At 49.4% G+C, this 13201-nt stretch carries 14 protein-coding genes, 1 riboswitch and 2 other annotated features; of the genes, 11 read left to right on the top strand and 3 right to left on the bottom strand.

Annotation, left to right across the window (positions count from 1 at the left end; all coding sequences use genetic code 11):
- Positions 1–57: 57 nt before the first annotated feature.
- Positions 58–579 carry a C40 family peptidase gene (locus FB479_RS23125; protein WP_142066849.1) on the bottom strand — a complete coding sequence of 174 codons (522 nt, stop codon included), beginning with the start codon at positions 577–579 and terminating at the stop codon, positions 58–60.
- 4 nt (positions 580–583) lie between these two features.
- Positions 584–723: riboswitch (cyclic di-AMP (ydaO/yuaA leader) on the bottom strand.
- Between the two features lie 319 nt (positions 724–1042).
- On the opposite strand from FB479_RS23125, the gene FB479_RS23120 reads away from it, so the two are divergent.
- From FB479_RS23120 to prpE, 7 genes are all read left to right on the top strand, one after another.
- On the top strand, positions 1043–1444 hold the full coding sequence (locus tag FB479_RS23120; RefSeq protein WP_106654248.1) for a LiaF transmembrane domain-containing protein: 402 nt from the start codon (positions 1043–1045) through the stop codon (positions 1442–1444).
- 84 nt (positions 1445–1528) lie between these two features.
- Positions 1529–2224, top strand: a complete 696-nt coding sequence (locus FB479_RS23115) for a PspA/IM30 family protein (protein WP_106654249.1) — start codon at positions 1529–1531, stop codon at positions 2222–2224.
- A gap of 94 nt (positions 2225–2318) precedes the next feature.
- Complete coding sequence (locus tag FB479_RS23110) at positions 2319–2897, top strand: class I SAM-dependent methyltransferase (RefSeq protein ID WP_106654250.1); 579 nt, start codon at positions 2319–2321, stop codon at positions 2895–2897.
- Positions 2898–2911: 14 nt separating this feature from the next.
- Positions 2912–3802 (top strand): cell wall-active antibiotics response protein LiaF, encoded by an 891-nt coding sequence (gene liaF / locus FB479_RS23105; protein ID WP_106654251.1) that lies wholly within the window; start codon positions 2912–2914, stop codon positions 3800–3802.
- Between the two features lie 13 nt (positions 3803–3815).
- On the top strand, positions 3816–4964 hold the full coding sequence (locus tag FB479_RS23100; protein WP_106654252.1) for a HAMP domain-containing sensor histidine kinase: 1149 nt from the start codon (positions 3816–3818) through the stop codon (positions 4962–4964).
- Positions 4965–4971: 7 nt separating this feature from the next.
- Entirely contained in the window at positions 4972–5601 is a 630-nt protein-coding gene (locus tag FB479_RS23095) for a response regulator (RefSeq protein ID WP_007721557.1), read from the top strand.
- Between the two features lie 174 nt (positions 5602–5775).
- Positions 5776–6600, top strand: coding sequence for a bis(5'-nucleosyl)-tetraphosphatase PrpE (gene prpE, locus FB479_RS23090; protein WP_142066848.1), 825 nt, complete (start codon positions 5776–5778; stop codon positions 6598–6600).
- 9 nt (positions 6601–6609) lie between these two features.
- On the opposite strand, the gene FB479_RS23085 is transcribed toward prpE, so the two are convergent.
- Positions 6610–7398, bottom strand: a complete 789-nt coding sequence (locus FB479_RS23085; RefSeq protein ID WP_106654254.1) for an N-acetylmuramoyl-L-alanine amidase family protein — start codon at positions 7396–7398, stop codon at positions 6610–6612.
- A gap of 161 nt (positions 7399–7559) precedes the next feature.
- Between FB479_RS23085 and FB479_RS23080 the strand changes: the two genes are divergently transcribed.
- Both FB479_RS23080 and FB479_RS23075 read left to right on the top strand, forming a co-directional pair.
- On the top strand, positions 7560–7790 hold the full coding sequence (locus tag FB479_RS23080; protein ID WP_047073685.1) for a YneF family protein: 231 nt from the start codon (positions 7560–7562) through the stop codon (positions 7788–7790).
- Between the two features lie 21 nt (positions 7791–7811).
- A complete protein-coding gene (locus FB479_RS23075) occupies positions 7812–7991 on the top strand; it encodes a hypothetical protein (protein WP_012684743.1) in 180 nt (59 codons plus the stop codon).
- 57 nt (positions 7992–8048) lie between these two features.
- Here the strand turns inward: FB479_RS23075 and FB479_RS23070 are convergent, their stop codons facing one another.
- The gene (locus tag FB479_RS23070; protein ID WP_142066847.1) at positions 8049–8924 is read right to left on the bottom strand and encodes a LysR family transcriptional regulator; all 876 of its coding nucleotides are present in this window, start codon (positions 8922–8924) and stop codon (positions 8049–8051) included.
- 149 nt (positions 8925–9073) lie between these two features.
- On the opposite strand from FB479_RS23070, the gene FB479_RS23065 reads away from it, so the two are divergent.
- Together FB479_RS23065 and FB479_RS23060 are read left to right on the top strand one after the other, a co-directional pair.
- Positions 9074–10441 (top strand): MFS transporter, encoded by a 1368-nt coding sequence (locus FB479_RS23065; protein WP_142066846.1) that lies wholly within the window; start codon positions 9074–9076, stop codon positions 10439–10441.
- An 81-nt stretch (positions 10442–10522) separates the two neighbouring features.
- Positions 10523–10791: a binding site (T-box leader), on the top strand.
- A gap of 42 nt (positions 10792–10833) precedes the next feature.
- Positions 10834–11068 (top strand) — a binding site (T-box leader).
- 61 nt (positions 11069–11129) lie between these two features.
- Positions 11130–12674 (top strand): 2-isopropylmalate synthase, encoded by a 1545-nt coding sequence (locus FB479_RS23060; RefSeq protein WP_142066845.1) that lies wholly within the window; start codon positions 11130–11132, stop codon positions 12672–12674.
- Positions 12675–13201: the final 527 nt, after the last annotated feature.

Genomic DNA, 13201 nt, shown 5'->3' with positions numbered 1-13201 from the left:
TTCGTCAGAAAAAGCCAGAGACGATGTGTCCCTGGCTTTTATTATTTTGCCGAACGACTATTTTTGAGCTGGTTTTTCCGGCAACGATGCAGCTTGCACCGCTTTTTCCTTTTTCGGAGTTTCTGCTTTCGCTAGAACAGGAACGCTGAGACGCTTGGCGCCTACATAACGCTTGCTCCAGTAGTATGGATCGTTCAACTTGGTGTTGACGACTCCACGACCAGATTCCGAGTGCACGAATGTGCCGTCTCCAATGTAGATACCCACGTGAGAAATGCTGCGACCGTTCGTATTGAAGAACACGAGATCGCCTGGCTGCAAATCTTTTCTGGCTACCTCTGTACCTAATTCGTACTGAGAAGCAGAATTGTGAGGCAGGTCTACACCTAACGCATCAAATACGTAGCGCGTGAAACCGGAGCAGTCAAAGCCCTTTTTGGACGAGCCGGAAGATTTGTAAGGGGTACCGTACAAGTTGCTGACTACTTCACTCAGAGTATTCTCCTCAGCAGCTTGTGCAGCGCCTGCCCCCATAGCAAGCAATCCAGCCATAAATAAAGATAAAACCACCTTGCGCAAAAGAAACTGCTCCCTTCGTGAGCCTACGAGGTTAGCTGAAGGGTTCGGTCGAAAGGACGCCCTAGGCTGCTAGGAGTAGCAACCATTCACCCCAAAAACATGGTTCCCCCGTTTCCGCCAAGCGGAATTCGGCTATTTTTCGATGTTTTTTTACACGCACTCTTACGAAGATTCTACGCCAATCCTTTTTTTCCTTCTTTTTCATCTGCTCGTTCACATATTCGTCACATAAATGCCGTCAAATGCTGTAACGTTTTCGTTCGACAGTGCAAGCCGCCTTTCGACGCAGGCTTGTTCTGCCTTACGGGACAGCTCGTCCGATTAGGGCAGGAAATTGTCTCCGTCCAAGGACGGAGGGAAAAACCAACCGCACGCCCGTTATGGGAAGCCTATACCGAGGGCTACAATAAGGGCATAACGTTCCACAAGCACCACATGCAAAACGAATGGAGGTAAGCGAGTAATGAGCGAACGGTCTGGCAAAGTTCTACTCGGGCTGGTTCTGCTGCTAGTCGGTGGGTTGGTTCTTCTAGATCTGGTGGGTATCGATATCGGAGACTTGCTCGGGTTCATCATTCCCGGCGTGATTATGATATACGGTGCCAAAAAGATTATGGGACAAACCGGTTCACGCTTTTGGGGAATCCTAGTCTTCCTATTCGGGTTCCTGATGTTGATTGGCAAGCTTGACCTACTGTTTCACGCGCTTCTGGCTATTGGGGTGATTTATCTGGGATATCGCTTACTGCGTCCCAGCCAAGAACCTAAACAAGCGCCACCTGCTTGGGAGCGTGAATGGGCCCAAAAAGTATTAAAGGAAGATACGCTAGACGCTTGGGAGAGAAACGTAACCAAACGGTCATGACCGTTTTGGTAACCGTAATAACACTGTGTCGCAAGAGTCTTTTGGATGAACAATATGATGTGATATGATGAGGAGGAAAAAATAATGAGTATCTTTAAACGTTTGCGTGACCTGACAGTAGCTTCGGTGAATGATGCATTGGATTCAATGGAAGATCCGGTAGTGATGCTGAATCAATATATGCGTGACATGGAAGTAGAAATCGGACAAGTTGAAGTAGCGGTTGCCCGTCAGGTTGCACTGGAAAAGAAATTCCGTCAGCAATTGGACGAAGCCAATGCTCTGATCGAAAAACGCGATCGACAAGTCAAGCTCGCCTTGACTGAGGGAGAAGACGAGTTGGCTCGTCGAGCACTCGCTGACAAGAAGCAGTACGAGGGACGTGCAGCGGAATACGAAGCTCTCTACCTGTCGGCATCCGAGGCAGCTACGCAAATGCGCGAGAAGCTGGCTGAGCTGAAGGAAGAGTTCTATAAAATGCGTGCGAAAAGGTTCACACTGATGGCACGTGCACAAGTAGCTCGTACACAAAAGCAAGTCAATCAAGCAGTTGTCGGTATCGGCAATCAGTCCGCAGGCCGTGGCTTCGCCCGCATGGAAGAAAAAGTCATGCGCATGGAAGCAGAAGCGCAAATGAGTGGGCAATGGCGCCAAACGAACCGCGCTTGGGAGAACGCTTTGTCTGATCTGGAAAAGGATGATCTCGATGCAGAACTTGCCAGCATCAAAGCATCCATTAAAGAAGCAAAAACACCAGTAGCCAAACCAGTACAATCCTAATTCGACAGGAACTGGGGGACTAGGTGTAGAATAGATTGTGTCAATTCGGCAGCCTGTGTACATCAGGCTGCTTTTCCCCTAGGAGGTACGATTCTTGCAGGACTTCTTGGTCTTTTTGCGACGGTTTATCGCTGAGCCTGGACGCGTCGGTAGTATAATCCCCAGCTCTCGTTTTTTATGTGAGCAAATGTTGAAAAGCGTCGATTGGGCTTCAACCGATGTGATCCTGGAGCTGGGACCTGGTACAGGGGCATTTACCCAAACGATCTATCAGCGCTTGCGTCCCGGCACACAGTACGTGCTTGTGGAACGAGATTCCCATTTTCGCTCTATGCTTCAATCACGTTTTCCCGATCTTCCTATCAGGGAGGAAGCGACTAAACTTAGGTCTTACTTGGAGGAGCAGAACCTTGAAGGTGCAGATGTCATTGTCTCAGGTCTGCCATTCGCCAATTTTCCACAAGAGCAGCGGGCAGCAATTCTGGACGAAGTTCAATCTGTACTGAAGCCAGGGGGCCTATTTATTACATTCCAATATTCGCTACAACTCCAAGCTGAGTTGCAGGGTCGTTTTCCCTGGGTTAAGATCGACTTTACCCTGTTGAACATTCCGCCTGCATTCATCTATACATGTCGTAATGGTCAAAGTGAAAACGATCAGCATGGGGCGTGAGAGAGGAGACTTTTGTGAAACTGTCCCGTTTGCACAAAATGGTGGCTGGTATCCTGATTATTTTTACAGGAATCGGCCTTTTGTTAGATAGTTTGGGTATCATTTCGTTCGGTCTGTTTGATCTGTGGCCGATGGTGCTTATTTATTTCGGCCTTCGTTTGTGGGGGCAGAAAAATCGGATTGGCGGAGGGATTCTATTCTCCCTGGGGACCATCATCATGATGGACATGTGGTTTGGTGTCGGGATTGATGATTTATTCCAGTTTGCTGTGCCAATCGTGTTTATTTATTTCGGGTTTCAGTTGATTCGGGGCAAGAACAGCAAACGAGATCAACGTGTCAATCAACCATTGGGCGATAGGGGGACCCCATCTGCTGCGGAGACGATTGTGACAAGTGAGGCGAGTGTTCCGAGTGACGTGAAGGTTTCAACAGAGGAACGCCCTTGGCTAGACAGCTGGCACAACTGGAAGCATGTTGGTGGCAAAATTCCTCATCACGAAAGAATGACTTCTTCACCTGATGACACGTTGCCAAAAGATTCCCGCAGTTCTCTGATTGGAGATTATCACCTGACCTCGGGGCGTTTTGAACTGAATCACTTGCATGTCTGGCATGGAATCGGGGACGTTGTGATTGATCTTTCCCGGGCAGTGTTGATGCGGGATGAGGCGCTTCTTGTCGTAGAGGGCTGGGTAGGCGATGTGACGATTTATGTGCCTGTCGATCTTCCTGTATCGGTAACGGCAGGGTTGAGTATTGGAGACCTGGAGGTGCTAAGCCACCGTCAGGGAGGTATCAATCGCAGTGTTAAGATCCGTTCTGATCAGTATGATGAAGCATTGCAAAAAGTAAACTTGCATATCTCGCTGCTTGTCGGCGATATAAAAGTCAAGTACATCTAGGAGGTACTGGCGAATGCGTCGACAGCGATTGGCAAGTATTCAGTGGCAATACGTGCGCTATGGCATGTTACTGGCCGTCAGTGCAGTTACTGCCGCGTTTATTTGTTTCTTTTGGCTATACTTTTTATGGAAAGATCACCCCGGGATTCATCGGTGGTACAACGAACTGATCAGCGACCGCAACCTCGTGTGGTGGCTTGAAGAATATATAGGCATCAATCTGCCTGCCGATCCAGAGGGCTTGATTCAGCTTGCTGCTTTTGTTGTTTCTTTACCTGCAGGTGTCTTAGTGGCATTGATCATTTCCTATATCATCGGCAATTTGTTGAAAAAGAGACTCAGTGTACTGTGGGAAGCTGCCATGAAGCTTGGGCGCGGGATGCTGTCGTATCGGGTTCCTGAATTGGGCGTCGATGAAGTCGGCGAATTAGGATGGCAGATCAATCGCTTGGCTTCACAATGGGAAGAGCAAGTGGCATCCTTGCAGCGGCTGTCGAACCACAATGCGGCTCTCGCAGAACAATTGAAGCATGCAGCGGTAACAGAGGAGCGTCAGAGATTGGCGAGAGAACTGCATGATGCAGTCAGCCAGCAGCTGTTCGCCATCGCCATGACGACTGCGGCGATGAAGCGGCTTGTAGAAAAAAATCCTCAACGTGCAGCCCAGCAGATTGAATTGGTCGAAGAGATGGCAGCTGCTGCACAAGCGGAGATGAGGGCATTGCTCTTGCATCTTCGCCCGGCTACGTTACAAAACAAGTCATTGAAGGAAGCCATTCTGGAACTTTTAGATGAGCTAACGCGTAAAAATACCATGCAGCTGACTTGGGAGATCGAAGACGTCGAAGGCTTGCCGAGTGGAATCGAGGATCATTTGTTCCGCATTTTGCAGGAGTCCTTGTCCAATACATTGCGGCATGCTAGAGCCACGCAGATCACAGTGAAGCTGTTTACGCTGCAAGAGCAGGTTCGCCTGCGAGTAACGGATGACGGTGTTGGTTTTGATCCGGATGGGGAGAAAATGACGTCCTACGGTTTGCGCAGCATGCAAGAGCGCGTAGCAGAGGTCGGAGGCTCCATGGAGATTTATTCGGCGATTGGGAAGGGGACGCAAATTGAGGTGCGTATTCCTCTAATGTCACAGACGGAACGGGAAGGGTGAAGGCTCAGTGATTCGGGTACTACTGGTAGATGATCACGAAATGGTTCGGATGGGTCTGGCTGCTTATTTGTCTACAGAGGACGATATTGAAGTCGTAGCAGAGGCAGGCAGTGGAGAAGAAGGGGTGCGAATGACGCAAGAGCTGCGCCCAGATGTCGTTCTGATGGATTTAGTTATGGAGGGCATCGGCGGTGTGGAAGCGACTAGGCGTATTCGTGAAAGCTGTCCATCCAGTAAGGTCATTGTCCTGACCAGCTTTATTGATGACGAAAAGGTATATCCGGTCATTGAAGCGGGGGCATTCAGCTACTTGCTGAAGACTTCGCGTGCAGCCGAGATTGCAAAGGCAATTCGCTCTGCTGCGGCGGGTGAGCCAGTTCTGGAATCGAGGGTAGCAGGAAAAATCATGGCCCGTTTCCGTCACGGTCAAGAGTCCCATCCCCATGAGCAACTGACGCCGCGCGAGTTGGAGGTTTTGAAGCTGATCGGCCAGGGCAAGTCCAACCAGGAGATTGCTGATGAGCTGATTATCGGGATCAAAACAGTCAAGACACATGTCAGCAACATTCTTGCCAAGCTGAACGTGGAGGATCGCACGCAAGCGGCCATTTACGTGCATACGCATAGCTTAGGCTAATCACATAGCATCATGTATAGGTAAACGCGCCAAAAAGCTCCTCAGTAATCAGGGGCTCTTTCGCGCGTTTACTTGTTTAAACAGTTTTCTTGTACACAAACCGTGAGTTTTTTTCGCAGATGTGGTAAAGATAGTAAGTAACGAATGAGAGATAACGGAAAGGAGGGACGGGCTATGAGGCACAAACCTCAAACACGCTCCAAGGTGCTTTCGGCTGACAATGGTGTGGATATCGTTGGCGATGTTCACGGCTGTTACGACGAATTTATAGAATTGCTCAAACGCTTGGGATATGAACAAACCCCAGACGGTACATATCGCCATCCCCACGGCCGAAAGCTCCTTTCCCTCGGTGATATCACGAGTCGTGGACCTTGCTCAATCAAAATGCTGCAATTTTTTCACCATCATGTCACGGCTGGCCTGGCTGAGATGGTGGATAGTAACCACGGGTGGAAAGTAGCCCGCTGGTTGGATGGCAGACCAGTGACATTGGCTCACGGAGATGAAAAGGTAGAAGAGGAGATTCGGCTGTATCAGCAAGAATACGGACCGAAGAAGGCCTCCTTGCTGCGTGAGCAGAGCCGTAGATTGCTATTTTCTTCTCCTTCGCACATGATCATCAAACGGAATGAAAAAATAGTAGCGGTCGCCGTTCATGCGGGGATTCGCGATGATTACATAGGGATGGATTCGCCTGCGGTCTACACGTTTTGCCGATATGGCGATGTGGCGGGGACGGGACCGGATGGGCGCCCGATCCGCAGAGAATGGGCAAAAGAGCGAAAAGTGACTTCGCCCATAATCGTTTGGGGACATGATCCGCATCCAGAACCCAAACGAAAAAATGGCACCATCAACATCGACCAAGGATGTGTGTTCGGCGGAATGCTAACCGCCTACCGCTACCCAGAGGACGAATTGGTGAGTGTGCCAGCAAAAAGAAACTACTCGGGTTTAACGGATACGCCGCTGACCCGTTTTAAGGCAAACGATTAAACTGAGACGTTACATTTTGAGCTTTTCGAATAAACGCTTCAGGATGACAGCATGTGCCCAGAGCGGCAGAGGTTGGTCAGGCTGCTGACGCCATTGTTCGTCTGTTAAAAAGCCTTGATCATACAGCCAATTGACGGCTTCTTGCTTCCAATCAGGCACATTCCCTCCGCCGTTTCCAGGAGAAGTGGTAGGAGCAAGGGTCGGTGCTGCAGTAGGTTTTGGAGTCGAAGTAGGAGTCGTGGGGGGCTGGTAGGGAAGTTTAGCATACGTGCAAAATGCCCGGACTACGCCTTCTGCGAGATCTCGCCAATCCTGCTGTAGTTTATTTGCGTCCAAAGCATTGTCTGCAAAGCCATACTCGACGATAACCGTCTCCACGCTGCCAGTTTCCCGGTGCATAAAGTAGTAATCGAGTCGTGGATTATCTGGCAGTGTCCGAGTAAAAATGCGTCGATTCGGCATCCCTTCCGCTGCCAGGGCATCCTGGATCAATTGGGGAAAGGTTGGGGAGCCATAAATCGAGTAAATGACCTCGGAGCCTCGGCCGCCGCCTGAGTTAATATGGTTCGATATACAATAGCGAGCACCGCTGTTTCGAACCAGAGTAGTCCGAGCCTCACTTGTCAGAGTCACATCGGTTGTCCGTGTGATAGCGACAGGAATATTTAGTGCCAAAAAGCGATTATATTGGTAGAGCGATATTTGCAAATTCATATCTTTCTCGGTGAATTGCGTGTTGTTTCCTCCCCCTGGATCGCTGCCACCGTGTCCAGCGTCCAGAATCACAATTGGAGCCATAGTTGTTTCACCTCTTGCTATCAGAATATGCTTGAGACAAAGATATGGTTGAGGGCAGTGTTCTCATTTTCCAAGTTTTCTAATCACAATTTACAGAAGATAGCCCAACTATGGTACAATAAAAGAGTTCTTAATTACGTATAGAGGATGGTAATGTATTGATGGCTTGGTACAACTGGGTAATTCCAATTGTCACATTGTTAATCGGTCTCGCTGGTGGATTTTATGGAGGGACTTATTTATTGAAAAAACAAATGTCCAACATGCAAATGGACGAAAAGCAGCTTCAAGCCATGGCCCGTTCAATGGGGATGAATCTTAACCAAAAGCAGCTCAAACAAATGAGCCGAACGATGAAAAACATGAAAATGCCAAATAAATTCGGGAAGTAGCGTGAAAGGGAGTGTCGTTTGATGGGGGCGACCCGGCTGCGCTACACGATGATCGGTTTTATTGTCGGGGTGTTTATCGTGTATTTGAAAGACCTGCCGCTTGCTGAAGGAACTCGATTTGCGGCCCCTTTTTACGGAGCGGGGATAGGACTGCTCATTGACGGCATTATTTTACGTATGAAAAAAAGAAAACAAGAGTAGGGGAAGAGCCTGGCGAATGATGCCAGGCTTTTTTCTGTTGGAAAACCGGCTTGTTTTTCAAGAGACGAGAGTAAAATACTGGACGATAAAATCACAGAACTTGCGTGCTGCCAGGGAGAGATATCTTTTTTCGTGCCGAATCATTTGAAAATGTCGCTGGCAGATCGGGTGCTCGATCGGAATCATGACAAGGTGAGGGTCTTCCTCTCGATTGATACAGCCATAGAGGGCAATGCCGAGGCCTGCGCGGACCAGCTTTTGGATAGAGCCGGGATCATCTACCCGACAAGCGAATTTGGGGGTAATCCCTGCTTTTTGAAAGAACTGATCGTACAGCATTTGGATGGGAAAGTCCTCCCTGTAGCCGATAAATGACTCATCAGCCAGCTCGCTTAGTCGAATACTGGTTTGCTTGGCTAAGTGATGTGTGCGGGGGACAGCTACATGAATATCTTCTTTCAATACGGGCGTGGTCAAAATATCCGGCAGCTTGATCGGCAAATGCGTGAAGCAAATATCCACTTCCCCTGACTCCAAGAGGGTTGCCATTTCTTCAATGGTGGCTTGTGTGATCTGGAAATGTACATCAGGATGGAGTGCGAGAAACTTGCCCAACGGTTCTGATAACAGATCCAGGGTCGACGTTGCCAGATGAATCCGACCATGCTCCATTCCGGCCAGATCCGATACGACTTTTTGACCTTCCTCCAACAAGTTCAATGCTTTATCTACACGCTCCAGATACGCCTTCCCAAATGTATTCAGCCGAATACGTCCTCGCTCGCGGTCAAATAACGGAACCCCGACATCCTCTTCCAGCCGAGCAATGGTCTTGCTGAGAGCAGGCTGAGCAATCCGCAGCTCTTGGGCGGCTTTCGTCATATGCTGCCACTTGGCAACTGTGCGGAAATAGTGCAATTGCAACAATTCCATTTGATTCAACTCCATATACTCAGGTATATCAACTACATATCAAAAGATATATTTTCGTTTATTTTAAAATCATTATAAACTACATCTAGCAAGGCAAACAATCACCTTCCCGGGAAGAAATCGGTGATAACGAGAGGTGTCTTTCCAATATGCAAACCGAACCACAACAACAATCTGCTGAAAAAGTTCTTCGCGTACTCGTGTTTACCCTCATGATTACGGTGATGAGTGCTACGATGTTCAATATCGTGTTACCGCAAATCAGGACAGAATTTCATTTATCCTTTAGCCAAGTAAGCTGGGTGACGTCCGCCTTTTTGTTAATCTATGCGGTCGGAACCGTGATGTACGGCAAGCTAGCCGATTCCTACAAGCTCAAACATTTGCTTACATTCGGTTTAATTGTGTTTGCCATCGGCTCCCTTATCGGATTTTTTGCCCATAATTATGGCATGGTGCTTTTGGGGAGAATTGTACAGGCAGCAGGAGCTGCAGTTGTTCCGGCGACGTCTTCCATTATTCCAGTGCGTTATTTTCCGCCAGAAAGTAGGGGGCGAGCTCTAGGGATCTCGATGACCGGGATGGCGATCGGCAGCGCATTAGGTCCCGTTCTTTCCTCTTTGCTGGTCAGTCTGCTCGATTGGAGATGGCTGTTCTGCATGCCGTTGTTCGCGCTTTTTGCCGTGCCTTTTTTCCGTAAGTATTTGGAGGAGGAGGAGCGGGAGGCTGTCAAAATGGACTGGATCGGTGGTGGGCTTCTCGCCATAACGATTGCATTGCTTCTGCTGGCTATTACGAATCAGAGCTTGTTGCTCGGACTGGCGTGCATCCTCTCATTCCTTCTGTTCTTGGTAAGAATTCGGACGACGGCAGAACCATTTATTCGCCCTGGCTTATTCCGGAGCAAACGCTACTCGCTCGGGCTGGTTATTGCCTTTTTAATGACAGGGAGTGGCTATTCGTTCGCTTTTCTTAGTCCACAGTTGTTGGCCGATGTGAATCATCTGGCACCGGGGCTCATTGGCTTTGTCATGGTACCAGGAGCAGTTGTGACCGCGTTCTTGGGGAAAAAAGCTGGGATTCTTGCAGATAGAAAAGGGAATTCGTATTTATTTTACACAGCGTCTGCGCTACTTTTGAGCAGCTTTGTCCTCTTCTCTTCCTTTGCGGGAGTATCCCCGCTACTCATTGCCGTCTTTCTGATTTTTGGCAATGTCGGACTATCGTTTATGATGATCTCGATGTCAAACGCAATCTCGCAGTCGCTACCAAAGGAACAGATCGGCGTCGGTATGGGACTGTTGGCAATGCTGAACTTTATTGCAGGTGCACTTGCAGCTACCTTGTACGGCAAGTCGATTGATGGAGGAGCTACTGTGAGCTGGAATCTGCTCAATAGCTATCCAGGAGCGTCGGTCTATAGTAATATTTACGCCGCTTTAGTGCTCGTGATACTGGGGCTCGCTTGCCTTTATTACAGACAGTTCGGCCGCAGCTCGGTGAGAGGGTTCAATTAATTCGGTTATTAAAATTATTTTTATTGCTAGCCTCCATTGACAACCAGATAGAAACCGAATAAAATTTCAAACAATAATAAAAATAACGCGAAGAACGGGAACAGTAAGTGGTTTAATCTGTTTAGAGAGCTGCGGGATGGTGCAACGCAGTCAGAGAAGCCAGTGAAGCTCGCCCGGGAGCGGCAGGACTGAACAAGATGTAGCGCTGCATCGAGCAGTAAGTTCTGACGGTTAACCTCCGTGATCGGGTTGTGCTGATCGACTAGGATCAGTACATGAGGTGGACTTCCAGCGAGCAGCTGGGGTCAACGAGAGTGGTACCGCGATAGACAAGGTCTGTCGTCTCTTTGATAGAGACGGCAGGCCTTTTTTGATTGGAAAAACGACATAGAACAAACGCGAAGAACGGGAGCTAGTAAAGCAAATTTCTTGTCCAGAGAGCTGCGGGTAGGTGCGACGCAGTCAGGAAATGCTCGAATCTCACCCGGGAGCGGCAAGGTTTAAAACATACAGTAGACCTTGACGGATCGTCCCACGTCATCGGGACAGCGAGGTGGATTCTCTTTTGAAAAAAGAGGGGATCAACGAGAGTGGTACCGCGGCAGCCAAAAGCCTGTCGTCTCTTGTATATGGAGACGGTGGGCTTTTTTTCATGAACAGATGATTAAAAAATGAGGAGGCAATACCCATGACAAAACGAATCCATATTTTTGATACGACACTGCGTGACGGAGAGCAAGCGCCTGGAGCGTCTCTTTCTCCAGAGCAAAAAATCGTCATTGCCAAGCATTTGGCAGACCTCGGCGTAGATATCATTGAACCGGGCTTCCCAATCTCCAGCCCTGGTGACTTCATGGCGGTGCAACGTATTTCGCAAGAGGTGCACGGCGTGGAGATTTGTGGCTTTGCTCGTGCGGTGAAAGAGGACATCGACGCTGCCGTTCGGGCTACACAAGCGGCAGAGCGACGCAGACTTCACATGTTCCTGTCATCCTCCAGCATTCATCTGGACTTCCAGCTCCGCAAGTCGAGAGAGCAGGTGATTAAGATCGCCCGCGAAATGATTGCGTACGGCAAACAGTTTGTGGACCGGATTGAATTTTCGCCGATGGATGCGACTCGTACAGGTGATGAGTTCCTGTTTGAGATGATCGAGGCGGCTATTGAAGAAGGGGCAACGATTATCAACATCCCTGATACGGTAGGGTACGCACTGCCAGAAGAGTATGGGGCCATGTTCACTCGTGTCATGAAAAATGTTCGTGGCAGCGATAAGGTAGAGTTCAGTGCACACTGCCACAATGACCTGGGACTCGCAGTTGCAAACAGTTTGGCTGCGATTCGCGCTGGGGTCACCCAAGTCGAGGTAACGGTCAACGGGGTCGGTGAGCGAGCAGGGAACTGCTCCTTGGAAGAGCTGGTAATGGCAATTGAGACGCGCAAAGAAGCACTGGATGCTGAGACTGGCATCAGACCGGAGCACATTTACACCACTTCACAAAAGGTGAGCCGTGCCATGAGCTTCCCGATTGCTTTCAACAAACCAATTGTCGGTCGCAATGCCTTTCAGCACGAAGCGGGAATTCATCAGGACGGTCTCTTAAAAGAGCGCAGCACCTACGAAATCATGGACCCGGAGAGCTTGGGCGTGCCTCGCAACATGATCATTCTCGGAAAGCACTCCGGCCGCCATGCCATTAAGCACCGCGTAAACGAATTCGGGGTACAGCTGACCGATGAGCAGATGGAGACACTGTACGTCCAATTTAAAGAGCTGGCTGACAAGCAAAAAGTTGTCCAGGATCATCAGCTGCTTGAGCTGGTGGGACATACCGTGAACGCGGTACTGGAGCCATTCACACTGGTCAATGCACAAGTGCTCACCGGCACATCCGGACATCGTATGGCTTCCTGCACGATTACGAACAATGCGACAGGAGAAGAACAAGCATACTCTGGCACCGGAGAGGGACCTGTTGAGGCATTGGTTGCAGGCATCAAGCAGGCACTGCCGTTCGACGTGGAGTTTACGGACATGGAGCTGTATTCATTGTCGTCGGGAGAGCATGCGACAGGCGAAGCGATCGTGACGGTCAGCGCAAACGGAAGTCATTTCAAAGGAGTTGCCGAGCATCGGGATGTACTGATGGCGGTCGCACAGGCGTTTATGGCGGCGAGCAATCAGGCGGTGCGTGATCATCAAACCAAAGTTGTTGCAGCAGGGGCTAACTAGAGTCAAACATAAAAAGTCAGCCTGTAGATGTTTGCAGGCTGACTCTTTATGTGCTTATGGCTGTAGTGGAGAGAAGAATATTTCCAGTCTAGGCTCCAGGCTCCGTCCTGCTGGGGGTCAAGACTGCCCGCTCCGAAGGGATTCGCGGGGAAACGCAAAAGTGGTAGCCGCTACGTCGTATGGGCACGGTTGCGTTTCTTTTGCCCGCGAATCCCTTCTCCGCTCGGTAGGACTCCACAAGTCGCTACGTCTGGAAATATTCTTCTCTAGCGTAACTGATTGCATTCTTTATTCTTTTAAAGTCTTTTAAAACCCGTTCAAGCAGGGACAGCTCGTAGAGGAAACAGGAGAAATAAGCGAAGATCTTAGGGACACCGACCGAGACGGAATGCAAAAAGCGAAACACGCTCTTAAGCGTCCACCTCTGAAAAACTTCTCGAATGGACTACTTTGGACGCGGTTTCGCTTTTTGCATGGAGTCGGGCAGTCAATCCCACAGGGGGTGGCCCTAGAAGCTGAGCGTTTTC

It is taken from the genome of Brevibacillus sp. AG162 (genome assembly GCF_006715575.1).
In the GTDB taxonomy this organism is placed as follows: Bacteria; Bacillota; Bacilli; order Brevibacillales; family Brevibacillaceae; genus Brevibacillus; species Brevibacillus brevis.
This window is presented reverse-complemented; position numbering and strand designations above follow the sequence as displayed.